14 protein-coding genes, 3 tRNA genes, 4 rRNA genes and 1 pseudogene are annotated in these 22,841 nt (G+C 50.6%); 11 read left to right on the forward strand and 11 right to left on the reverse strand.

Annotation, left to right across the window (positions count from 1 at the left end):
- Positions 1–145: 145 nt before the first annotated feature.
- Complete coding sequence (locus KKH3_RS15315; RefSeq protein WP_039361163.1) at positions 146–1,330, forward strand: NupC/NupG family nucleoside CNT transporter; 1,185 nt, start codon at positions 146–148, stop codon at positions 1,328–1,330.
- A 49-nt stretch (positions 1,331–1,379) separates the two neighbouring features.
- On the opposite strand, the gene KKH3_RS15320 is transcribed toward KKH3_RS15315, so the two are convergent.
- On the reverse strand, positions 1,380–1,814 hold the full coding sequence (locus KKH3_RS15320; protein ID WP_039361165.1) for a DUF3574 domain-containing protein: 435 nt from the start codon (positions 1,812–1,814) through the stop codon (positions 1,380–1,382).
- A 69-nt stretch (positions 1,815–1,883) separates the two neighbouring features.
- Entirely contained in the window at positions 1,884–3,035 is a 1,152-nt protein-coding gene (locus KKH3_RS15325) for a tRNA/rRNA methyltransferase (protein WP_039361168.1), read from the reverse strand.
- Positions 3,036–3,284: 249 nt separating this feature from the next.
- On the opposite strand from KKH3_RS15325, the gene trxC reads away from it, so the two are divergent.
- The 4 genes and pseudogenes from trxC to pssA all read left to right on the forward strand — a co-directional run bounded on the left by trxC (position 3,285) and on the right by pssA (position 8,840).
- A complete protein-coding gene (trxC, locus tag KKH3_RS15330; RefSeq protein ID WP_039361170.1) occupies positions 3,285–3,704 on the forward strand; it encodes a thioredoxin TrxC in 420 nt (139 codons plus the stop codon).
- Positions 3,705–3,887: 183 nt separating this feature from the next.
- Positions 3,888–4,601 carry a tRNA-uridine aminocarboxypropyltransferase gene (locus KKH3_RS15335; protein ID WP_039362502.1) on the forward strand — a complete coding sequence of 238 codons (714 nt, stop codon included), beginning with the start codon at positions 3,888–3,890 and terminating at the stop codon, positions 4,599–4,601.
- Between the two features lie 32 nt (positions 4,602–4,633).
- Positions 4,634–7,284, forward strand: a pseudogene (locus tag KKH3_RS15340) (bifunctional acetate--CoA ligase family protein/GNAT family N-acetyltransferase).
- A gap of 200 nt (positions 7,285–7,484) precedes the next feature.
- The gene (pssA, locus tag KKH3_RS15345) at positions 7,485–8,840 is read left to right on the forward strand and encodes a CDP-diacylglycerol--serine O-phosphatidyltransferase (protein ID WP_039361172.1); all 1,356 of its coding nucleotides are present in this window, start codon (positions 7,485–7,487) and stop codon (positions 8,838–8,840) included.
- Positions 8,841–8,948: 108 nt separating this feature from the next.
- Here the strand turns inward: pssA and KKH3_RS15350 are convergent, their stop codons facing one another.
- From KKH3_RS15350 to gmhB, 9 genes are all read right to left on the reverse strand, one after another.
- A complete protein-coding gene (locus KKH3_RS15350) occupies positions 8,949–10,229 on the reverse strand; it encodes an MFS transporter (RefSeq protein ID WP_039361174.1) in 1,281 nt (426 codons plus the stop codon).
- A 302-nt stretch (positions 10,230–10,531) separates the two neighbouring features.
- Positions 10,532–10,647, reverse strand: a 5S ribosomal RNA gene (gene rrf, locus KKH3_RS15355).
- A 37-nt stretch (positions 10,648–10,684) separates the two neighbouring features.
- Positions 10,685–10,760 (reverse strand) — tRNA-Thr (locus KKH3_RS15360).
- An 18-nt stretch (positions 10,761–10,778) separates the two neighbouring features.
- A 5S ribosomal RNA gene (gene rrf, locus KKH3_RS15365) occupies positions 10,779–10,894 on the reverse strand.
- Positions 10,895–11,025: 131 nt separating this feature from the next.
- Positions 11,026–13,932: ribosomal RNA gene (locus KKH3_RS15370) — 23S ribosomal RNA — on the reverse strand.
- 218 nt (positions 13,933–14,150) lie between these two features.
- A tRNA-Ala gene (locus KKH3_RS15375) sits at positions 14,151–14,226 on the reverse strand.
- Between the two features lie 42 nt (positions 14,227–14,268).
- Positions 14,269–14,345 (reverse strand) — tRNA-Ile (locus KKH3_RS15380).
- Between the two features lie 73 nt (positions 14,346–14,418).
- Positions 14,419–15,959: ribosomal RNA gene (locus KKH3_RS15385) — 16S ribosomal RNA — on the reverse strand.
- Together the 16S, 23S and 5S rRNA genes with 3 tRNA genes alongside form the textbook arrangement of a ribosomal RNA operon.
- A gap of 380 nt (positions 15,960–16,339) precedes the next feature.
- Positions 16,340–16,903, reverse strand: a complete 564-nt coding sequence (gene gmhB / locus KKH3_RS15390) for a D-glycero-beta-D-manno-heptose 1,7-bisphosphate 7-phosphatase (protein ID WP_039361176.1) — start codon at positions 16,901–16,903, stop codon at positions 16,340–16,342.
- Positions 16,904–17,082: 179 nt separating this feature from the next.
- On the opposite strand from gmhB, the gene metN reads away from it, so the two are divergent.
- The 6 genes from metN (at position 17,083) to proS (ending at position 22,747) form a co-directional block, all read left to right on the forward strand.
- Positions 17,083–18,114, forward strand: coding sequence for a methionine ABC transporter ATP-binding protein MetN (metN, locus tag KKH3_RS15395; protein ID WP_039361179.1), 1,032 nt, complete (start codon positions 17,083–17,085; stop codon positions 18,112–18,114).
- Positions 18,107–18,760 carry a methionine ABC transporter permease MetI gene (locus tag KKH3_RS15400; RefSeq protein ID WP_039361182.1) on the forward strand — a complete coding sequence of 218 codons (654 nt, stop codon included), beginning with the start codon at positions 18,107–18,109 and terminating at the stop codon, positions 18,758–18,760. The genes metN and KKH3_RS15400 overlap by 8 nt, the downstream gene beginning before the upstream one ends.
- A 65-nt stretch (positions 18,761–18,825) precedes the next feature.
- Positions 18,826–19,641, forward strand: coding sequence for a MetQ/NlpA family lipoprotein (locus KKH3_RS15405; RefSeq protein ID WP_039361184.1), 816 nt, complete (start codon positions 18,826–18,828; stop codon positions 19,639–19,641).
- 118 nt (positions 19,642–19,759) lie between these two features.
- Complete coding sequence (gene rcsF / locus KKH3_RS15410) at positions 19,760–20,170, forward strand: Rcs stress response system protein RcsF (protein WP_039361185.1); 411 nt, start codon at positions 19,760–19,762, stop codon at positions 20,168–20,170.
- Positions 20,167–20,883 carry a tRNA (N6-threonylcarbamoyladenosine(37)-N6)-methyltransferase TrmO gene (gene tsaA, locus KKH3_RS15415; protein ID WP_039361187.1) on the forward strand — a complete coding sequence of 239 codons (717 nt, stop codon included), beginning with the start codon at positions 20,167–20,169 and terminating at the stop codon, positions 20,881–20,883. Before rcsF ends, tsaA begins: the two co-directional genes overlap by 4 nt.
- A 145-nt stretch (positions 20,884–21,028) precedes the next feature.
- Positions 21,029–22,747, forward strand: coding sequence for a proline--tRNA ligase (gene proS, locus KKH3_RS15420; RefSeq protein ID WP_039361189.1), 1,719 nt, complete (start codon positions 21,029–21,031; stop codon positions 22,745–22,747).
- Positions 22,748–22,841 lie beyond the last annotated feature (94 nt).

The following is a 22,841-nucleotide window of genomic DNA, read 5'->3' on the forward strand; positions in this document are numbered from 1 at the left end:
ACCCTTCCCACCTTTTCCTGATTAATCAGACGACCTTAATCCTGATAGCACTGTAGCGAATAAGGATTTACAGATTCGGGATAAACATATTTTCACATTCCGATTACAATGCGCCTCTTTTATTCGGGGATTACGTGGTTCTTCTATGTCACAGGTTTTACATTTCGTTTTAGCAACGGCAGCCATTTTTTTACTGGCCTTGCTCGTCAGTCACGACAGAAAACGCATACGACTGCGCTTCATTGTGCAACTGCTGGTGATTGAGGTGCTGCTGGCTTATTTCCTTTTACATTCCAGCATCGGACTTAACGCGATTAGCGCCTTTGCCGGTTTGTTTGAAAAGCTATTATCTTTCGCCAATCAAGGCACCGATTTTGTGTTCGGTGGGATGAATGCGCAGGGACTTTCCTTTATCTTCCTCAATGTGCTCTGCCCTATCGTCTTTATTTCTGCGCTGATTGGTATTTTGCAGCACTGGCGCATTTTACCGTTGATTATTAAAGGGATCGGTACACTGCTGTCCAAAGTGAATGGGATGGGGAAACTGGAGTCGTTTAACGCCGTGAGTACGCTGATGCTCGGGCAGTCAGAGAATTTTATCGTCTATAAAGGCATCCTCGCCGATATGTCGCCACGACGGATGTACACGATGGCGGCAACAGCAATGTCGACCGTATCCATGTCGATTATCAGCGCCTACATGACCATGCTGGACGCCAAATACGTGGTAGCGGCGCTGATTCTGAATATGTTCAGCACCTTTATCATTCTATCGATTATCAACCCTTATCAGCCTGACGACGAACCAGAATTGAAACTGGAAAAGCTGCATGAAGACCAAAGCTTCTTTGAAATGCTGGGGGAATACATTCTTGCCGGTTTTAAAGTGGCGATGATTATTATGGCGATGCTGATCGGTTTCGTAGCCTTGATTGCCGCTGTAAATGCGCTGTTCAGCACTCTCTTCGGCATTAGCTTCCAGGCGATTATGGGCTATGTCTTTTCACCGCTGGCATGGCTTATCGGCATTCCGTCTTCCGATATTCTGAACGCTGGCAGCATCATGGCGACCAAGCTGGTGGCAAATGAATTCGTTGCCATGATCGAGTTGAAGAAAATCGCCGCAGAGATGTCACCACGCGGACTGGGCATTTTGTCCGTGTTCCTGATTTCCTTCGCTAATTTCGCGTCAATCGGCATCATCGCGGGGGCAATCAAAGGGCTGAATGAAGCACAGGGCAACGTGGTATCGCGATTCGGCCTGAAGCTGGTTTATGGTTCTACACTGGTGAGTTTACTGTCGGCGGCAGTAGCGGGACTGGTGCTGTAATACGTGTGAGATGAGAATCATCAGCCCCTGAAAAGGGGCTGATGAAGGATCAGAAAGCGACGCAGACGGGCGCATCAATCCGCATGACGGATTCCTGCGCGAACCGTGATTTATAGGTCGTACGCAACGCTTCAATATCACGTTCTTTATCAGAACCATGAATCAACATCAGCGCCTTGCTGTTCTCTCGGGCAACCACGCCATCATTCCCTAGCCATTGTCCTTTGGCATCAAACACCGTCAGCCCTTCTTTAAAACGGGGCGTAACCTCACCGTCCAAAAATGCTTTCCACTCGGCATCTGAAATCACCTGGCCAGCAGGACGATTCAAGCCAAAATACAGCGTGGTTTGCATCTGCTTATCGCCAATCTGACACGCATCAGCGGCTGGCGCAGCGGCAACGGACGAGCGCGGCAGCGAGTGACAACCGCTGACCAGCAATGTACCCAACAGTAACGATAACGCAATAATTTTCTGCTTCATCAATCGTTCTCTCATCCGTGGTGACACCGACTCAGGGAGCCCATTCACCCTGAGCGTCGACGCGTACTATCAGGCCTGATTCTGTCGCCACCACTCGGACAGCAAAATGCCCGTCGCGACGGAAATATTCAGACTTTCAACCTTACCCGTACCGCCGATAGAGACTTTCACATCCCCTTGTTGCCAGGCGCTATCCGACAGACCATCACCTTCCTGACCCAGCACGATCACAGTTTTCGCCGGAAGCGTCGCTTTCGACAATGCCGTGCCTTTATGGCTGGAGGTCGTCACGATGGTGTAACCTGCGTTACGGAATTCCGTCAACACGGACAGGAAATCGTCAGCGTTGATCGCTTTAACGTGTTCCGCACCACCTTCTGCCGTGCGCACGGCTGCACCGGATTCCAGCAGCGCCGCATCTTGCACCAGCACGCCTTTTACGCCGAAATGCGCGCAGCTACGCATAATGCCGCCGAGGTTATGTGGGTTACCCACATCTTCCAGCGCCAGTACACAGTCGTGCTCGTCAGCCGTTTTCAGATACTCACGCACATCCATTCCCTGACGCTTTTTAATCAGGAAACACACGCCGCCGTGGTGCTCGGTGCCGGAAGCCTTAATCAGTTCTTCCTCTTCCACGACATGGTAAGCCTTGCGGTTTGCCGCCATCCAGCGCAGTGCATCGCGGAAACGCGGCGTCACTTCTTGCAGGAACCAGGCACGAACAATCACTTCAGAACGGTTTTTAAACAGCGCCTGACAGGCATTTTCGCCGTAGACACGCGTTTCTTCCTGACGCTGGCGACGCAATTGCTCGGGATCGATATGGCTCTTGCCAGTGATACCGCCATGGTCCGGCGTTTCGCTGTCGCTTGGCGCACGAGACACGGTTTTCCACGGTGATTCATAACCACCGGTATCGTCACCGCGCGGCCGACGAGGTTTATCACCGCTGCGTTCATTACGATCTTTATTGCCCCACGGCGACTTAGCATTGCTATCGCCATCGCGAGACGGATTTTCCCGGGCATAGCGCGGGTTAACATCACGCGGATGCTTCGGCTTTTCACGTTGATCGCGAGAGCCACTGCCGTCACGCCGATCGCCACGGCGATCTTTGTCAGCAGGGCGCTTGTTTTTATTCTCTTTCTCGCCCTCATCATCACTACGGACGTACATCACACGGACTTTGCCACTTTTACTATTGAATGAATCGCTCATTGTTTTCTCCACCTACGCGCTGGGCGCGAAGATTACCTTATGTACACCCGCTTAGCCACACGCTTGTGGTAAAAGAGCGCTAACAGTCAGAAGCTATTGTAGCTATTGGGCAAACCACGTTGTTGCCATCATGTCTCCCCACCATAATTTATTCACACTTAAGCAACATGCCGCTGACTTTCCAATGCCGCATTGCGCACATTTTATCAGCGACATCTTTATTTTAGCCCTTTTATCTGAGGCCCTGTTATGAATACGGTATGTGGATCTTGCCAAACAACCAATCGCCTGCCAGAAGAGCGTGTTGATGACCATGCAAAGTGTGGTCGTTGCGGAGAAACCTTATTCAGCGGTGACGTGATTAATGCCACAGAAGCGACGCTCGATAAGCTGTTGCAGGACGATCTTCCCGTCGTGGTCGATTTCTGGGCGCCCTGGTGCGGCCCCTGCGTCAACTTCGCCCCGGTGTTTGAAAACGTCGCGCAGGAGCGTAGCGGGACAATCCGCTTTATTAAGGTCAATACCGAAGCCGAACCGGCACTCAGCGCACGTTTCCGCATCCGCAGTATTCCAACCCTCATGATCTTTAAACAAGGCCAGATGGTCGACATCCTCAACGGTGCGCTGCCAAAAGCACAGTTTGAGAGCTGGCTGGACGAATCGCTGTAGAGAATTGGGATAAGATCGTGAGGGATTATTGCCTCCTACCCTTTTGGTCTACCCGTCTGTCGATTAGAATGTCGCCTTTCTGAACCTGCTTCTCAATAATGAAAACGAAGCAGGTTCGTTGCAGACTCTCATGGCGTCATCTATTTCATGATCAACCCTCCTTTAATGGTCAACCGTCCCTTCATGGACAATGCCGTACTCCGCCTGCGCCAACAACGTCTTGAGCAGTCAACCAAACCGTTTCGCGCCCGTGGCTGCCGCGTAGTACGCTGCCAGCAGTGTTTATTACCCGCAACCAACTGCCTGTGTCACACCATTCAGGTGCAGGAATCCCGCAGCCGCGTCTGTCTGATCATGTTTGATACCGAGCCGTTAAAGCCGAGCAATACCGGACGTCTTATCGCCGATATTCTTCCCGAGACGCAGGCGTTTAGCTGGTCACGCACCGAACCAGACCCCGAATTGCTTGCGACTCTGCAAAACCCAGACGTTCAGCCCTATCTGGTTTTCCTTGCCGATGCAGCGGAAGAAGGGCGTCAGGTGTTTCAGCAGCTTCCCGCAACGGAAAAACCCGCCCTGTTTGTTTTGCTCGACGGAACCTGGCCGGAAGCACGTAAAATGTTCCGTAAAAGCCCCTACCTGGACAACCTGCCGATCCTGTCGCTGAATGTAGAGGCACTGTCCCGCTATCAACTGCGTGAAGCCAGCAGCCCAGGGCAGCACTGCACCGCCGAAATTGCCATCGCCCTGCTCGCACAGGCGGGGGACATCGTCGCGGCCGACGCGCTATCACAGCATTTTGACCGTTTCCGGCGACACTATCTGGCAGGGAAATCACACCACAGCTTGCGAGAAAGTTTACACACCGTCACAGCACAACCGACAGAAAGCGTTTAGTATCAAAGGGGATTGATGTGAAGGAGTGACGCATGAGCCAGCGCGGATTGGAAGCACTGTTACGCCCTAAGTCTATCGCCGTTCTCGGCGCGTCCGAAAAACCGGGAAGAGCGGGTTTTCTGATGATGAAAAACTTGCTGGACGGCCATTTCAGCGGCCCCGTGCTGCCTGTTACACCGAAATATCGAGCCGTCTGCGGCGTGCTGGCCTATCCGACTGTCTCCAGCCTGCCCATGACGCCCGATCTTGCCGTGATTTGCACCAACGCCAGCCGTAATCTCACGCTGTTAGACGATCTGGGACAGAAAGGCTGCAAAACGGTCATCATCCTCTCCGCACCACCGGCCCAGTTCAGCGAATTAAAGGCCTGCGCCGTGCGCTACCACATTCGTCTACTTGGCCCTAATAGCCTCGGGCTACTCGCCCCCTGGCAAGGCCTGAATGCCAGCTTTTCCCCAGTCCCGATTATGAAAGGCAAGCTGGCATTCATTTCGCAATCGGCCGCCGTGTCCAACACGATACTGGACTGGGCGCAGCAGCGCGGTATTGGCTTTTCCTATTTCATCGCGTTGGGCGACAGTCTGGATATCGATGTCGACGACCTGTTAGATTTTCTGGCACGCGATGGCAAAACCAGTGCGATTCTGCTGCATCTGGAACACATCAGCGATGCGCGCCGCTTTCTTTCCGCTTCGCGTAGCGCATCCCGGAATAAACCGATACTGGTGATAAAAAGCGGGCGTAGCCAGCAAGCACAGCAGTTGCTGAATGACCAGCGCCACGGTCTGGATGCTGCCTATGATGCGGCAATTCAACGCGCAGGCTTACTTCGGGTACGGGATACGCATGAGCTTTTTTCCGCGGTGGAAACCTTAAGCCACCTGCGACCGCTGCGTGGTGAACGCTTGATGCTGGTGAGTAATGGTGCATCGCCCGCCGCACAGGCGCTGGATCAGCTCCTCAGCCGACAAGGCAAGCTGGCACAGCTCAGCGAGGCGACACGACAAGCGCTACAGGAAGCACTGCCGCCAACTGTCGTTATCGGCAATCCGCTCGATCTGCGTGATGACGCGACAGCCGCTCGCTATCTGGCAGCCGTTTCGGTATTACTGGACAGCGATGAAGTCGATGCGCTCTTGATCATTCACGCACCCAGCGCCGCCGCCCCCAGCACCGAGTGCGCCGCGCAATTGATTACGCTCTTTCAACAGCATCCGCGTGGGAAAAGAATTACGCTGCTGACCAACTGGTGCGGCGAATTCTCCTCGCAGGAAGCACGACGCTTGTTTAACGATGCAGGCATTCCGACCTATCGCACGCCGGAAGGTGCAGTTACGGCATTTATGCATATCGTCGAATATCGACGTAATCAGAAGCAGCTAAAGGAAACCCCGGCGCTGCCGCTGAATTTAGGCATCAACGCCAGTCAGGCACATGCGCTGATTCATCAGGCACTGTCAGATGGCGTGACGCAGCTCGACACGCATGAAGTTCAGCCGATCCTGCAAGCCTACGGCTTAGATACGTTACCCCACCTGGATTGCTGGCGACAGCGCAGAAGCCGTCCATATCGCCGAACAAATTGGCTATCCGGTCGCGATTAAGCTGAGATCGCCAGATATTCCGCATAAATCAGAAGTTCAGGGCGTCATGCTATACCTGCGAACCGCCAGAGAAGTCCAGCAGGCGGCAGATGCCATTCTTGACCGCGTGAAGCGCACCTATCCACAGGCACGTATCTACGGCCTGCTGGTACAGAGCATGGCAAATCGCGCCGGTGCGCAGGAGCTCAGGATTGCCGTCGAGCAAGACCCCGTTTTCGGCCCACTGATTATGCTAGGAGAAGGCGGCGTTGAGTGGCGAGAAAAACAGGCGGCTGTCGCTCTGCCTCCGCTGAATATGACGCTGGCGCGCTATTTGGTGCTGCAAGCGGTGAAAGGTGGCAAGATTCGAGAATACAGCGCGCTTCGTCCGCTGGATATTCCCGCACTCAGCCGTTTGCTAGTTCAGGTTTCCAACCTGACTCTCGACTGCCCTGAAATTTCCCGGTTAGACATCCATCCTCTGCTGGCATCCGGGGATACGTTTACGCTGCTGGATGTCACGCTACATCTGACGCCGTTCAGTGGCGATCCGCAATCAAGGCTGGCAATCCGCCCTTATCCACACGAGTTGGAAGAAACAGTCACCCTTAAAAATGGTGATAGTTGTCTGTTCCGGCCAATTTTGCCGGAAGATGAACCACTGCTCAGTTCGTTCATTGCAAGAGTGACGAAAGAAGACCTGTATTACCGTTATTTCAGCGAAATTAATGAATTTACTCACGAAGACTTAGCCAATATGACACAAATTGACTACGATCGTGAGATGGCATTCGTTGCCGTACGCCAACGCGGTGAGGAGACGGAAATTATTGGCGTGACGCGGGCGATTTCCGATCCAGATAATACGGATGCGGAATTTGCCGTGCTGGTGCGATCCGACCTGAAAGGGCTAGGCCTTGGCAGGCGGTTGCTGGAAAAGCTGATTGATTACGCCAAAAACGCATGGCCTCTCCCGCTTGACCGGCATCACCATGCCGCATAATCAAGGCATGATACAGCTGTCCAAAAAGCTCGGTTTTCACATCGACGTACAATTAGAAGAGGGAATTGTGACACTGGAATTGCCGCTGAAGATTTGATAGTACGACGTGACATAGCTCGTGCAACCGGAATGGTGATACCCATTCAATGGCAAAACAGGCTCACAACAGCCGGAAAGTAATGGTATTATCGCCCATTCGGCTACTCCTTAACTTTTGATAATGACCAGAAGGTCATATACCCTAGTGCAGCTCGAAGTATGGTGGGTATAAACTAATGAGAGAAGAAACGCGCTGTGATGCTGTCAAATTTTAAACGCAATAAATACCAACAGCACCTTGCACAACTGCCCAGAATTCCTCAGAACGCAGATGATGTTCAGACGTTGCATTCGCCTGAGCTTTTCCGCACGACGCTGATTAACGCCATTCTGAGTGCTAAAAAACGCATTTATATCGTGGCGTTGTATCTTGAGCGCGATGATGGCGGCATGGGGATTCTATCTGCAATTTATGAAGCCAAACGACAATGCCCAGAGCTGGATGTCCGTGTTTTGGTAGACTGGCATCGTGCTCAGCGCGGCAGGATCGGCGCTGCGGCAGAAAATACCAATGCCGATTGGTATTGCGACATGGCGAAAAAACATCCAGACACCCATTTCCCTATCTATGGAATTCCTGTCAACACACGCGAAGCGTTGGGCGTGCTGCATCTGAAAGGGTTCATTGTCGATGACACGGTCATCTACAGCGGGGCAAGCCTGAATGATGTTTATCTGCATCAGCACCAGAAGTACCGTTATGACCGCTACCAGCTGATTCATAATCCGGCATTAGCCGATACGATGGTGCAATATATCCAGACAATGCTGTCGGCTCCGGCGGTGCAGCGCTTAGATCATACCGATCGCCCGAAAAGCCTCGAAATCAAAAATGATATCAAGCAGTTCCGCCAAACGTTGCGCACCGCCAGTTATCAGCTACCAGAACACAGTGCAGATGCAAACGAATTAAGCGTCACACCACTGGTCGGGTTAGGAAAACAAAGTCCGCTGAATAAGACCATACATCACCTGATGTATTGCGCTGACGAGCACTTGGTTATCTGTACCCCTTATTTCAACCTACCAGCGCTGCTGGTGAGAAATATCATTCGGCTATTGCGAGACGGTAAAAAAGTAGAAATTATTATCGGTGATAAGACCGCTAACGATTTCTATATTCCAGAAGACCAGCCTTTCAAAATCATCGGTGCGTTACCGTATCTCTATGAGATCAACCTTCGCCGTTTTCTGAGCCGCCTGGAGCGCTACATTGAGAATCAGCAGCTTGTTGTGCGGCTATGGAAAGACGGTGATAACAGCTTCCACCTGAAAGGCATGTGGGTTGATGACAAGTGGCAGTTGTTGACGGGGAATAACCTTAACCCGCGCGCATGGCGTCTGGATCTGGAAAACGCCATCCTGATTCACGATCCTCAGCAGATCCTATTGCAGCAACGTCTGGACGAGCTGGACACGATCAGGACACATACCCACGTCGTACAAAGCTATACGGAACTGGAGAGCATTGCACAATATCCAGTGAAAGTCCGCAAGCTGATACGACGACTGCGCCGTATTCGTATAGACAGGCTCATTAGTCGTATTCTCTAAGACCTGTGCAATGCTTTAAAAAAACCTCGGAAACCGAGGTTTTTTATTGTCATTTTGGAAACCAGCCAGTGCAACCACCGGCCAGGTGCTATGGTAGTGTTCTGAAAACTAAAGCTTCATACCCTTGCCTCTGCGATGCAGCGTCAATGACACAATAAACGCAATCGCCCCCATCGCTGATACGTACCAGAAGAAAGCCGTTTCCATACCAAAGGATTTCAGCGACAGGGCAACATACTCTGCCGAACCACCAAACAGCGCATTAGCAACCGCATAAGATAAACCTACGCCCAACGCCCGGACTTCAGGCGGGAACATTTCTGCTTTTAAAATGCCGCTAATGGATGTGTAGAAACTGACAATAATCAGTGAAAGCATCACCAATGAGAAGGCAATGACAGGGCTTGTCACACTCTGCAGTACCGTCAGAATAGGTACCGTCAGCAATGCCGCAAGCCCGCCGAAACAGAGCATTGAGCTACGACGGCCAATCTTATCTGACATCGCACCAAAGAACGGCTGTAGCAGCATAAAAATAAACAGTGCGAGGGTCATTAACCCGCTAGCCGTTTTCGCATCCATTCCTGCCGTATTCACCAGATACTTTTGCATGTAAGTAGTAAATGTATAAAAAGCTAAAGAGCCACCGGCCGTAAACCCCAGAACAGTAATAAAGGCGCGGCGATGTTTCCACAAACCCGCAAGCGAGCCAGCATCTTTGTGTCCGCGAGTCGTTTTATCAGATGTTTCATTCAAAGAGCGGCGTAAATAAAGCGCAACAATCGCCAAAATAGCGCCGAGGGCAAAAGGAATACGCCATCCCCATGCACGCAAATCCTCATCACTCAGAATCTGTTGTAATATCACAACGACTAACAGCGCCAGCAGTTGACCGCCAATCAACGTGACATATTGGAAAGAAGCATAGAATCCCTTTCTTCCCTCAACGGCAACTTCACTCATATACGTTGCGCTAGTGCCATATTCCCCACCGACAGAAAGCCCCTGAAATAAACGGGCTAATAGCAGCAAAAAAGGAGCCCAGGTGCCGATGGTTTCATATCCAGGTAAACATGCAATAACCAGAGATCCAAAACACATCATGCAGACTGAAATTAGCATTGAATTTTTACGACCATGCTTGTCTGCAATGTAACCGAAAAGCCAACCGCCGATCGGTCTCATTAAAAAGCCTGCTGCAAAAACCCCTGCTGTTTGTAGTAATTGAGTCGTGGTATTTCCCGAAGGGAAAAAGATATGGGCAAAATAGATTGAGCAAAAGGAATAAACATAAAAATCAAACCACTCAACCAAATTACCCGATGAAGCGCCAACTATAGCTCGGATACGCTGACGCGTATCTTTCGCTTTTTCCGTTAGATCAGTCATCCTATTTTATTCTCCTGTTTTTCCGGGCATAAAACGATGCCCGCTATAGTAAAGCAGCACTTAAACCTTGAGGCAAAAAGTTCCTGGTTGTAATAATTTATTAATGTAACAACGTAATCAGCACCTTTATTATCCTTAACTGAAATACGGATAAATAAAACAGCAACAAACATGACGTTATTATAAGGTGGATTAATAGGAAGGTAAGTGAGTCTATTCAGGTAAAACTAAGAATTTACTATCCTGAAATAGAAATAGAAAAAAGGCCATCCTGCTAAGGATGGCCTTTTTTCTTAATTGAAACCTGGCAGTTCCCTACTCTCACATGGGGAAGCCCCACACTACCATCGGCGCTACGGCGTTTCACTTCTGAGTTCGGCATGGGGTCAGGTGGGACCACCGCGCTATCGCCGCCAGGTAAATTCTTTTTTAAGCCGAACATTAACCCAAATAACTGGTGCTGATACCCAGAGTCGAACTGGGGACCTCACCCTTACCAAGGGTGCGCTCTACCAACTGAGCCATATCAGCGCACCTGTATAAATTGATGCCTGGCAGTTCCCTACTCTCACATGGGGAAGCCCCACACTACCATCGGCGCTACGGCGTTTCACTTCTGAGTTCGGCATGGGGTCAGGTGGGACCACCGCGCTATCGCCGCCAGGCAAATTCTGTTTCATTCCAACCGTTGTAACCAGGTCGCTTTCGCTTCTCTCTGTACAACCATCAGAACCAATCCTAGAACAAGCTGAGTATTGTTTTTTATGAGTCACTCACAAAACACCTTCGGTGTTGTAAGGTTAAGCCTCTCGGGTCATTAGTACTGGTCAGCTCAACGTATCGCTACGCTTACACACCCAGCCTATCTACGTCGTCGTCTTCAACGGCCCTTCAGGGACATCAAGTGTCCAGGGAAGACTCATCTCGAGGCAAGTTTCCCGCTTAGATGCTTTCAGCGGTTATCTCTTCCGCACTTAGCTACCGGGCAATGCAATTGGCATCACAACCCGTACACCAGTGGTGCGTTCACTCCGGTCCTCTCGTACTAGGAGCAACCCCTCTCAATCTTCCAACGCCCACGGCAGATAGGGACCGAACTGTCTCACGACGTTCTAAACCCAGCTCGCGTACCACTTTAAATGGCGAACAGCCATACCCTTGGGACCTACTTCAGCCCCAGGATGTGATGAGCCGACATCGAGGTGCCAAACACCGCCGTCGATATGAACTCTTGGGCGGTATCAGCCTGTTATCCCCGGAGTACCTTTTATCCGTTGAGCGATGGCCCTTCCATTCAGAACCACCGGATCACTAAGACCTGCTTTCGCACCTGCTCGAGCTGTCACTCTCGCAGTCAAGCTAGCTTATGCCTTTGCACTAACCTCCTGATGTCCGACCAGGATTAGCTAACCTTCGTGCTCCTCCGTTACGCTTTGGGAGGAGACCGCCCCAGTCAAACTACCCACCAGACACTGTCCGCAACCCGGATTACGGGTCCACGTTAGAACATCAAACATTAAAGGGTGGTATTTCAAGGTTGGCTCCATGCAGACTGGCGTCCACACTTCAAAGCCTCCCACCTATCCTACACATCAAGGCTCAAGGTTCAGTGTCAAGCTATAGTAAAGGTTCACGGGGTCTTTCCGTCTTGCCGCGGGTACACTGCATCTTCACAGCGAGTTCAATTTCACTGAGTCTCGGGTGGAGACAGCCTGGCCATCATTACGCCATTCGTGCAGGTCGGAACTTACCCGACAAGGAATTTCGCTACCTTAGGACCGTTATAGTTACGGCCGCCGTTTACCGGGGCTTCGATCAAGAGCTTCGCCTTGCGGCTGACCCCATCAATTAACCTTCCGGCACCGGGCAGGCGTCACACCGTATACGTCCACTTTCGTGTTTGCACAGTGCTGTGTTTTTATTAAACAGTTGCAGCCAGCTGGTATCTTCGACTGGTTTCAGCTCCATCCGCAAGGGACTTCACCTACACACCAGCGTGCCTTCTCCCGAAGTTACGGCACCATTTTGCCTAGTTCCTTCACCCGAGTTCTCTCAAGCGCCTGAGTATTCTCTACCTGACCACCTGTGTCGGTTTGGGGTACGATTTGATGTTACCTGGAGCTTAGAGGCTTTTCCTGGAAGCGTAGCATTGGTTACTTCATCACCGTAGTGACTCGTCATCACGCCTCAGTGTTAACAATGACCCGGATTTACCAAAGTCATCCACCTTCACGCTTAAACCGGGACAACCGTCGCCCGGATAACCTAGCTTTCTCCGTCCCCCCTTCGCAGTAACACCGAGTACAGGAATATTAACCTGTTTCCCATCGACTACGCTTTTCAGCCTCGCCTTAGGGGTCGACTCACCCTGCCCCGATTAACGTTGGACAGGAACCCTTGGTCTTCCGGCGTGCGGGTTTTTCACCCGCATTATCGTTACTTATGTCAGCATTCGCACTTCTGATACCTCCAGCAGCCCTCACAGACCACCTTCGACGGCTTACAGAACGCTCCCCTACCCAACAACACCTAAGTGTCGCTGCCGCAGCTTCGGTGCATGGTTTAGCCCCGTTACATCTTCCGCGCAGGCCGACTCGACCAGTGAGCTATTACGCTTTCTTTAAATGATGGCTGCTTCTAAGCCAACATCCTGGCTGTCTATGCCTTCCCACATCGTTTCCCACTTAACCATGACTTTGGGACCTTAGCTGGCGGTCTGGGTTGTTTCCCTCTTCACGACGAACGTTAGCACCCGCCGTGTGTCTCCCGTGATAACATTCTTCGGTATTCGTAGTTTGCATCGGGTTGGTAAGTCGGGATGACCCCCTAGCCGAAACAGTGCTCTACCCCCGAAGATGAGTTCACGAGGCGCTACCTAAATAGCTTTCGGGGAGAACCAGCTATCTCCCGGTTTGATTGGCCTTTCACCCCCAGCCACAAGTCATCCGCTAATTTTTCAACATTAGTCGGTTCGGTCCTCCAGTTAGTGTTACCCAACCTTCAACCTGCCCATGGCTAGATCACCGGGTTTCGGGTCTATACCCTGCAACTTAACGCCCAGTTAAGACTCGGTTTCCCTGTGGCTCCCCTAAACGGTTAACCTTGCTACAGAATATAAGTCGCTGACCCATTATACAAAAGGTACGCAGTCACCTAACAAGTAGGCTCCCACTGCTTGTACGTACACGGTTTCAGGTTCTATTTCACTCCCCTCGCCGGGGTTCTTTTCGCCTTTCCCTCACGGTACTGGTTCACTATCGGTCAGTCAGGAGTATTTAGCCTTGGAGGATGGTCCCCCCATATTCAGACAGGATGTCACGTGTCCCGCCCTACTCATCGAACTCACAGCCTGTGCATTTTTGTGTACGGGACTATCACCCTTTACTGTGCGACTTTCCAGACGCTTCCACTAACACACAAACTGATTCAGGTTCTGGGCTCCTCCCCGTTCGCTCGCCGCTACTGGGGGAATCTCGGTTGATTTCTTTTCCTCGGGGTACTGAGATGTTCAGTTCCCCCGGTTCGCCTCATGACACTATGGATTCATGTCATGATAGTGTGTCGAAACACACTGGGTTTCCCCATTCGGGTATCGTCGGGTATAACGCTTCATATCAGCTTACCGACGCTTATCGCAGATTAGCACGCCCTTCATCGCCTCTGACTGCCTAGGCATCCACCGTGTACGCTTAGTCGCTTAACCTCACAACCCGAAGGTGTCTTGAAAGACACTATCGCGCTGCGATTATTTGAGAGACTCATTGACAGACTGATGCATCACTCACACCACATTACTGTCGTGTCAGTATGTTCAGCTGTCATGTTTCAATTTTCAGCTTGTTCCAGATTGTTAAAGAGCAAAATACTTCGCAGCATACTGTTTCCAATACACTCTGAAGTCTTTTATGTTGCAAGTAGTAATGGTGGAGCTATGCGGGATCGAACCGCAGACCTCCTGCGTGCAAGGCAGGCGCTCTCCCAGCTGAGCTATAACCCCATCGTTGCTTACAGATACCTTAGATACCACTCACGGAAGAGTTGGTAGGCCTGAGTGGACTTGAACCACCGACCTCACCCTTATCAGGGGTGCGCTCTAACCACCTGAGCTACAAGCCTATTAAGGTATTTCTGCTCGTTATTTTCATCAGACAATCTGTGTGAGCACTTCACTTAACACACATCTTCTTGGTAAGGAGGTGATCCAACCGCAGGTTCCCCTACGGTTACCTTGTTACGACTTCACCCCAGTCATGAATCACAAAGTGGTAAGCGCCCTCCCGAAGGTTAAGCTACCTACTTCTTTTGCAACCCACTCCCATGGTGTGACGGGCGGTGTGTACAAGGCCCGGGAACGTATTCACCGTAGCATTCTGATCTACGATTACTAGCGATTCCGACTTCATGGAGTCGAGTTGCAGACTCCAATCCGGACTACGACGTACTTTATGAGGTCCGCTTGCTCTCGCGAGGTCGCTTCTCTTTGTATACGCCATTGTAGCACGTGTGTAGCCCTACTCGTAAGGGCCATGATGACTTGACGTCATCCCCACCTTCCTCCGGTTTATCACCGGCAGTCTCCTTTGAGTTCCCGACCGAATCGCTGGCAACAAAGGATAAGGGTTGCGCTCGTTGCGGGACTTAACCCAACATTTCACAACACGAGCTGACGACAGCCATGCAGCACCTGTCTCACAGTTCCCGAAGGCACTAAGGTATCTCTACCGAATTCTGTGGATGTCAAGAGTAGGTAAGGTTCTTCGCGTTGCATCGAATTAAACCACATGCTCCACCGCTTGTGCGGGCCCCCGTCAATTCATTTGAGTTTTAACCTTGCGGCCGTACTCCCCAGGCGGTCGATTTAACGCGTTAGCTCCGGAAGCCACGCCTCAAGGGCACAACCTCCAAATCGACATCGTTTACAGCGTGGACTACCAGGGTATCTAATCCTGTTTGCTCCCACGCTTTCGCACCTGAGCGTCAGTCTTTGTCCAGGGGGCCGCCTTCGCCACCGGTATTCCTCCAGATCTCTACGCATTTCACCGCTACACCTGGAATTCTACCCCCCTCTACAAGACTCTAGCCTGTCAGTTTTGAATGCAGTTCCCAGGTTAAGCCCGGGGATTTCACATCCAACTTAACAGACCGCCTGCGTGCGCTTTACGCCCAGTCATTCCGATTAACGCTTGCACCCTCCGTATTACCGCGGCTGCTGGCACGGAGTTAGCCGGTGCTTCTTCTGCGGGTAACGTCAATCGATGAGGTTATTAACCTCACCGCCTTCCTCCCCGCTGAAAGTGCTTTACAACCCGAAGGCCTTCTTCACACACGCGGCATGGCTGCATCAGGCTTGCGCCCATTGTGCAATATTCCCCACTGCTGCCTCCCGTAGGAGTCTGGACCGTGTCTCAGTTCCAGTGTGGCTGGTCATCCTCTCAGACCAGCTAGGGATCGTCGCCTAGGTGAGCCATTACCTCACCTACTAGCTAATCCCATCTGGGCACATCTGATGGCAAGAGGCCCGAAGGTCCCCCTCTTTGGTCCGAAGACATTATGCGGTATTAGCTACCGTTTCCAGTAGTTATCCCCCGCCATCAGGCAGTTTCCCAGACATTACTCACCCGTCCGCCGCTCGTCACCCAGAGAGCAAGCTCTCCTGTGCTACCGCTCGACTTGCATGTGTTAGCCTGCCGCCAGCGTTCAATCTGAGCCATGAATCAAACTCTTCAATTTAAGATTTGTTTGATTTGCTGAACTCGTCAGCGATGCTCAAAGATTTAAAACTGTTTATTCGTAATGAATTTACTGTTGTTCACTCTTCAAGACTTTTTATATCGTTAAGATACGGTCTTGTGAGTGCCCACACAGATTGTCTGATTATATTGTTAAAGAGCAGTGCGTTGTGGTCTTAACCACATCGCGAGGTGGCGTATACTACGCTTTTCACCTTCAGAGTCAACGCTTATTTTAACGCGCTTTCTCTTTCTTTATCGACCCGGTTGTGTGTTCACAGCGCCGTGTCGATGGAGGCGCATTATAGGGAGCCGATTCAGAAGCGCAAGCAAATCTCGTAAACTTTTTTCTGTTTGCGCATCTTTCATTCGTTCCGCTTATTAACCGTGCGTTTTTATCCATTTTGGCAGGTGTGCAAGGCTTTCCAGCACACCATCAGCCAGTGCTTCGCCTTGCGAAGTGACGGGTTTACCAGTACGAACCAGCAGTTTTTTTCCTACACCAGCACCTATTGCAGCCTGAATATCCTCTAATTTGTCTCCCACCATATAAGAAGCTGCCATATCAATGTTCAGTTCACGCTGTGCAGAAAGCAGCATGCCCGGCTCAGGTTTACGGCAATCACAACTCTGGCGATACTCACCTTCCCCAGCGTCAGGATGATGCGGACAAAAATAGATGCCATCCAGATCAACACCACGATCGGCCAACGACCAGTCCATCCACTCCGTAAGTTGCATAAACTGATCTTCTGTAAACTTACCGCGGGCGATGCCGGACTGATTCGTCACAACAACCAGCGCGAACCCCATGCTTTTCAACTCACGCATGGCATCAATGACGCCATCAATAAATTGAAAATGGTCAATGTCATGAACATAACCGTGATCGACATTGATCGTGCCGTCACGATCAAGAAAAACTGCTGGAACGCTTTGTGCCACTGACTTTGCTCCTGAATGCCTAAATTACGCGGTAGTATCGCATGTTTTCGCCGATAGGGAGAATGCAGAGCCATGACAATCCCGATTGACTTAGACGTCTAGACGCCCTAACATCCATTTCATATTCTGTTAATTCAGAAACTGATTTATCCAGCCATAGGCACTCACGATAAAAGCATATGATTGAACTTTCTAATATTACTAAGGTTTTCCAGCAAAACGGGCGGACAATTACCGCGCTTGCTGATGTCAGCCTTCATGTTCCCACCGGGCAAATTTATGGCGTTATCGGCGCATCGGGCGCAGGTAAAAGTACACTGATCCGCTGCGTCAATTTATTGGAACGTCCGACAGAAGGGAAAGTTCTGGTAGGTGGGCAAGAACTGACTCAACTGTCAGATAGCCAATTGACGCGTGCACGCCGTCAAATCGGCATGATTTTCCAACATTTCAACCTGCTCGCTTCGCGCACCGTTTTTGGCAATATTGCGCTACCGCTGGAATTAGATAACACGCCGAAAGCCGACATCACCAAACGAGTCAACGAGTTGTTGGAACTGGTTGGGCTTGCAGATAAGCACGACGTGTATCCCGCCAATTTATCCGGCGGACAAAAACAGCGTGTCGCTATTGCCCGTGCACTGGCTAGCAATCCTAAAGTTCTACTGTGTGACGAAGCAACCAGTGCATTAGATCCTGCAACAACTCGCTCAATTCTTGAGTTGCTGAAAGACATCAATCGTCGTCTGGGTTTAACCATTCTTCTTATTACACATGAAATGGACGTGGTGAAACGTATTTGCGATCAGGTTGCGGTGATCAGCGACGGACGACTTATCGAACAGGACACCGTAAGCGAAGTCTTTTCACATCCAAAAACACCGTTGGCGCAGAAATTCATTCAGTCAACGTTACACCTGGATATCCCAGACGATTACCTCGCTCGTCTGTCTCCTGACTATCGACCGGATACCACACCATTATTACGGATGGAATTTACGGGTAAATCGGTGGATGCTCCGCTGCTGTCCGAGGTTGCTCGACGCTTTAACATCAACAACAACATTATCAGTGCCCAGATGGATTACGCCGGGGGCGTCAAGTTCGGCATCATGCTGGCAGAAATGCACGGCAACGATGCGGATATCAAAGCCGCAATCCAATTCCTGCAGGAAAGTCACGTTACAATTGAGGTTCTGGGTTATGTCTGAAGCAATGATGTGGTTAATGGCTAAGGGAATATGGGAAACTGTTGCGATGACGTTTGTTTCTGGTTTCTTTGGCTTTGTGCTTGGCTTACCTGTAGGCGTTTTATTGTATACCACGCGTCCGGGGCAAATCATCGCCAATCCCAAGATCTATCGGACCATTTCTGCACTGGTCAATATTTTCCGTTCGATTCCGTTCATTATTTTGCTGGTGTGGATGATTCCTTTTACCCGCATCATTGTCGGAACCTCTATTGGTCTGCAAGCGGCGATCGTTCCTCTCACCGTCGGTGCGGCACCTTTTATTGCCCGAATGGTGGAAAACGCCCTGCTTGAAATTCCTACTGGCCTGATCGAAGCCTCCCGTGCGATGGGCGCGACGCCAATGCAAATCATCAGAAAGATATTACTGCCGGAAGCATTACCAGGACTTATTAATGCCGCAACCATCACGCTAATTACTCTCGTAGGCTATTCTGCTATGGGTGGAGCCGTGGGCGCAGGCGGCTTAGGTCAAATTGGTTATCAGTATGGTTATATTGGTTATAACGCGACGGTCATGAATACGGTATTAATATTGCTGGTTGTTTTGGTTTACCTGATTCAATTCTGCGGCGACAGGGCAGTAAAAGCTGTCACACACAAGTAATCTCACCACAATACGTATTTGCCTGAAGGCATCTGCCAAGAAAATAGTTAATTAGGGGTAAGGATATGGCGATTAAACTGAAATCTATTGCGACCATTGGCGCACTCATTGGTGCTTTGGCTCTCGCAGGATGTGGTCAGGAAGAAAAGAATCCTAATCATATTAAAGTTGGCGTTATTGTTGGCGCAGAACAACAGGTTGCAGAAGTTGCGCAGAAAGTGGCAAAAGACAAATACGGTCTGGACGTTGAGTTAGTCACATTTAACGATTACGTGTTGCCAAACGAAGCCCTGAGCAAAGGTGACATCGATCTGAATGCCTTCCAGCATAAACCTTATTTGGATCAACAGATCAAAGATCGTGGTTATAAACTGGTTTCTGTCGGCAACAGCTTTGTTTACCCAATTGCGGGTTACTCCAAAAAAATCAAATCGCTGAATGAGCTGCAAGATGGCGCTCAAATTGCGCTGCCAAACGACCCAACTAACCTGGGGCGTTCTCTGCTGCTGTTGCAGAAAGTCGGTTTGATTAAACTGAAAGACAACGTCGGCTTGCTGCCAACTGTACTGGACGTGACTGAAAACCCAAAAAACATCAAACTGGTTGAGCTGGAAGCACCACAGCTGCCACGTTCTTTAGATGATGCACAAATCGCGCTGGCGGTAATCAACACCACTTACGCTAGCCAGATTAACCTGACGCCGACCAAAGATGGCCTGTTTGTTGAAGAGAAAGACTCTCCGTATGTAAACCTGCTGGTTTCACGCGAAGACAACAAAGACGCTGAAAACGTGAAGAAATTCGTTCAGGCTTATCAGTCTGATGAAGTAAACGACGCAGCAAATAAAATCTTTAACGGCGGCGCAGTGAAAGGCTGGTAATCTCGCCCTAATGTGTTTAATTAAAAGATATCTGTAAGACGGGCTACGGCCCGTCTTGTTATTTCTGCAATTGCTTGCTTCAATACCCGCTCTTTGAGAAAAAGCAGAGGAATCCTTAATGCGTGCTGTTCCCTTTATATTGTTGGCCATGTCGCTGACAGGCTGTTCTTTATTTCAGAAGCCACCGGCACCTACACCTCAACCCGCAATTGAAACTAAGACTGTAGAACCTGCGCCGAAACCGAAGCCTGTGGCTCGCCCAACGCCAGCGGTGTTATATAAAAGTGCAGAAGAATTAGTCGGTAAACCGTTCCGTGATATGGGCGAAGTTTCAGGCTCCTCATGTCAGGTCAGCGCTCAGGATTCTCCCCCTAACGCGGCAAATGCGCGTAAAAGAATGCAAAACCGCGCAACCGCAATGAAAGCCAATGCGGTTTTACTGCATGAATGCCAAACCGTCAGCGGCGTAGCGGGTTGCTATAGCCAGGTCGTTTGCCAAGGCACTGCGCTGAAAGTTTCTGCACAATGAGTCAGTTTGTTTTCAATCAGATCGGGATTATCCGCTCACCGTATAAAGAAAAATTTGCCATTCCGCGGCAACCGGGTCTGATTGAAGATGGAGGCGGAGAGCTTCAGCTATTACCACCCTACAATCAGGTGGAATGTGTGCGGGGGCTGGAAGATTTCAGTCATATTTGGATAGTGTTCATCTTTCATCAAACGATGGACGGCGGCTGGCGTCCGACAGTTCGACCACCGCGTCTGGGCGGAAACGCACGTACGGGTGTTTTCGCTACGCGTTCGACCTTCCGTCCCAACCCTGTTGGCATGTCGCTGGTTGAGCTAAAAGGGATCCGTGCAAAACGCGATGCCATTACGCTCGAATTAGGCAGTCTTGATCTGGTCGATGGCACACCTGTCGTCGATATCAAACCTTACCTACCCTTTGCGGAAAGCCATCCTCAGGCACGGGCGGGTTTTGCCCAAATGGCACCCGATGCCGCGATGCCGGTAGTTTTCTCCCCGCTTGCGGAAAGCCAGATCGCAGAACACCACAAGAAGTATCCCCAGTTGAAACGCTTTATCTCACAGGTATTGGCACAGGATCCGCGTCCCGCTTACCGTAAAGGGGAAAGTACCACGCGGGAATACGCCGTTTTACTATTGGAATTCAATGTGCGCTGGCGCGTCTACGAAGAACAAACTGAAGTGTTGAGCCTCGACCCATCACTCGCGTGTTAATACATGAACCACAGCAATATATTCTAAAATTGTCCCTGCTCTCTTTTGACACGTCGCCCACGCTGGTAAACTAAGCCACTTTTTATGTGCCTTCGGCTGCGCGGCAGCCCTATGCTATTTGTCGTTCTAACGGAACTAAAACCCCATGCGTACTAGCCAATACATGCTCTCCACACTCAAGGAGACGCCAGCCGATGCAGAAGTCATCAGCCATCAGTTGATGCTCCGGGCAGGAATGATTCGTAAACTGGCCTCCGGCCTTTATACCTGGTTGCCGACCGGTTTACGTGTTTTGAGAAAAGTTGAAAATATCGTGCGCGAAGAGATGAACAACGCTGGCGCGATTGAGATTTCAATGCCCGTTGTTCAGCCTGCCGATTTATGGGTGGAAAGTGGACGTTGGGATCAATATGGCCCAGAACTGCTGCGCTTTGTCGATCGTGGCGAGCGCCCATTTGTACTCGGCCCAACACACGAAGAAGTTATTACAGACCTGATTCGTAATGAAGTCAGCTCTTATAAGCAACTGCCGCTGAATTTCTTCCAGATTCAAACCAAATTCCGCGATGAAGTGCGCCCGCGTTTTGGCGTAATGCGCTCGCGTGAATTCCTGATGAAAGACGCCTACTCGTTCCATACCTCGCAGGAATCGTTGCAGGTCACTTACGACGCCATGTACGCCGCTTACAGCAAGATTTTCAGCCGTATGGATCTGGATTTCAGAGCTGTTCAGGCAGACACCGGTTCTATCGGAGGCAACGCATCCCATGAGTTTCAGGTGCTGGCAACCAGCGGTGAAGACGATATCGTTTTCTCAACAGAATCCGATTACGCAGCAAACATTGAATTGGCGGAAGCCGTTGCGCCGAAGTTAGGCCGCGCTGAAGCGACGGAAGAACTGCGTCTGGTTGATACGCCGAATGCCAAGACCATCGCCGAGCTGGTTGAGCAGTTTACACTGCCAGTAGAAAAAACGGTGAAGACGCTGCTGGTTAAAGCAACAGAAGAAAGCGGCCATAAACTGGTTGCATTACTGGTTCGCGGCGATCACGAACTGAACGAAATCAAAGCGGAGAAAATTGCTCAGGTAGCCAGCCCGCTGACGTTTGCAACGGAAGAAGAGATTCGTGCAACTATCGGCGCGGGTCCAGGTTCACTGGGTCCGGTCAAGCTGTCAATTCCTGTCGTTGTCGATCGTACCGTAGCAGCCATGAGCGACTTCAGCGCTGGCGCGAACATCGATGGCAAACACTATTTTGGCATCAATTGGGAACGTGACGTGACGCTGCCGCAGGTTGCAGATATCCGTAATGTGGTTGAAGGCGATATCAGCCCAGACGGAAAAGGCACACTACAAATTAAACGCGGTATCGAAGTAGGTCATATCTTCCAACTGGGCAGTAAATATTCTGAAGCGCTGAAAGCGACAGTTCAAGGTGAAGACGGCCGCAACCAGACGTTGACGATGGGTTGCTACGGTATTGGTGTGACGCGTGTTGTCGCCGCGGCGATTGAGCAAAACCATGACGAACGCGGCATCATCTGGCCAGACGCGATTGCTCCTTTCCACGTAGCTATTCTGCCAATGAACATGCACAAGTCTTTCCGCGTGAAGGAAGTCGCTGAAGATATCTACCAGCAACTGCGCGCTAAAGGCATTGAAGTTCTGCTTGATGATCGTAAAGAGCGTCCGGGTGTAATGTTCGCCGATATGGAATTGATTGGCGTACCGCATACCATCGTGATTGGCGATCGTAATCTGGATAGCGAAGAGATTGAATATAAGAACCGCCGGGTCGGTGAAAAGCAAATGATTAAAACCAGCGAAATCGTCGATTTCCTGCTGGCGAATATCATCCGCTAATTACCGTCAGATCGCCCTTTCACATGAAAGGGCGAATACAGGCATAAAAAAATGGTGGGTTTCCCCACCATTTTTTATTTCAAGACATCAGTAA

It is taken from the genome of Pectobacterium actinidiae (assembly GCF_000803315.1).
In the GTDB taxonomy this organism is placed as follows: Bacteria; Pseudomonadota; Gammaproteobacteria; order Enterobacterales; family Enterobacteriaceae; genus Pectobacterium; species Pectobacterium actinidiae.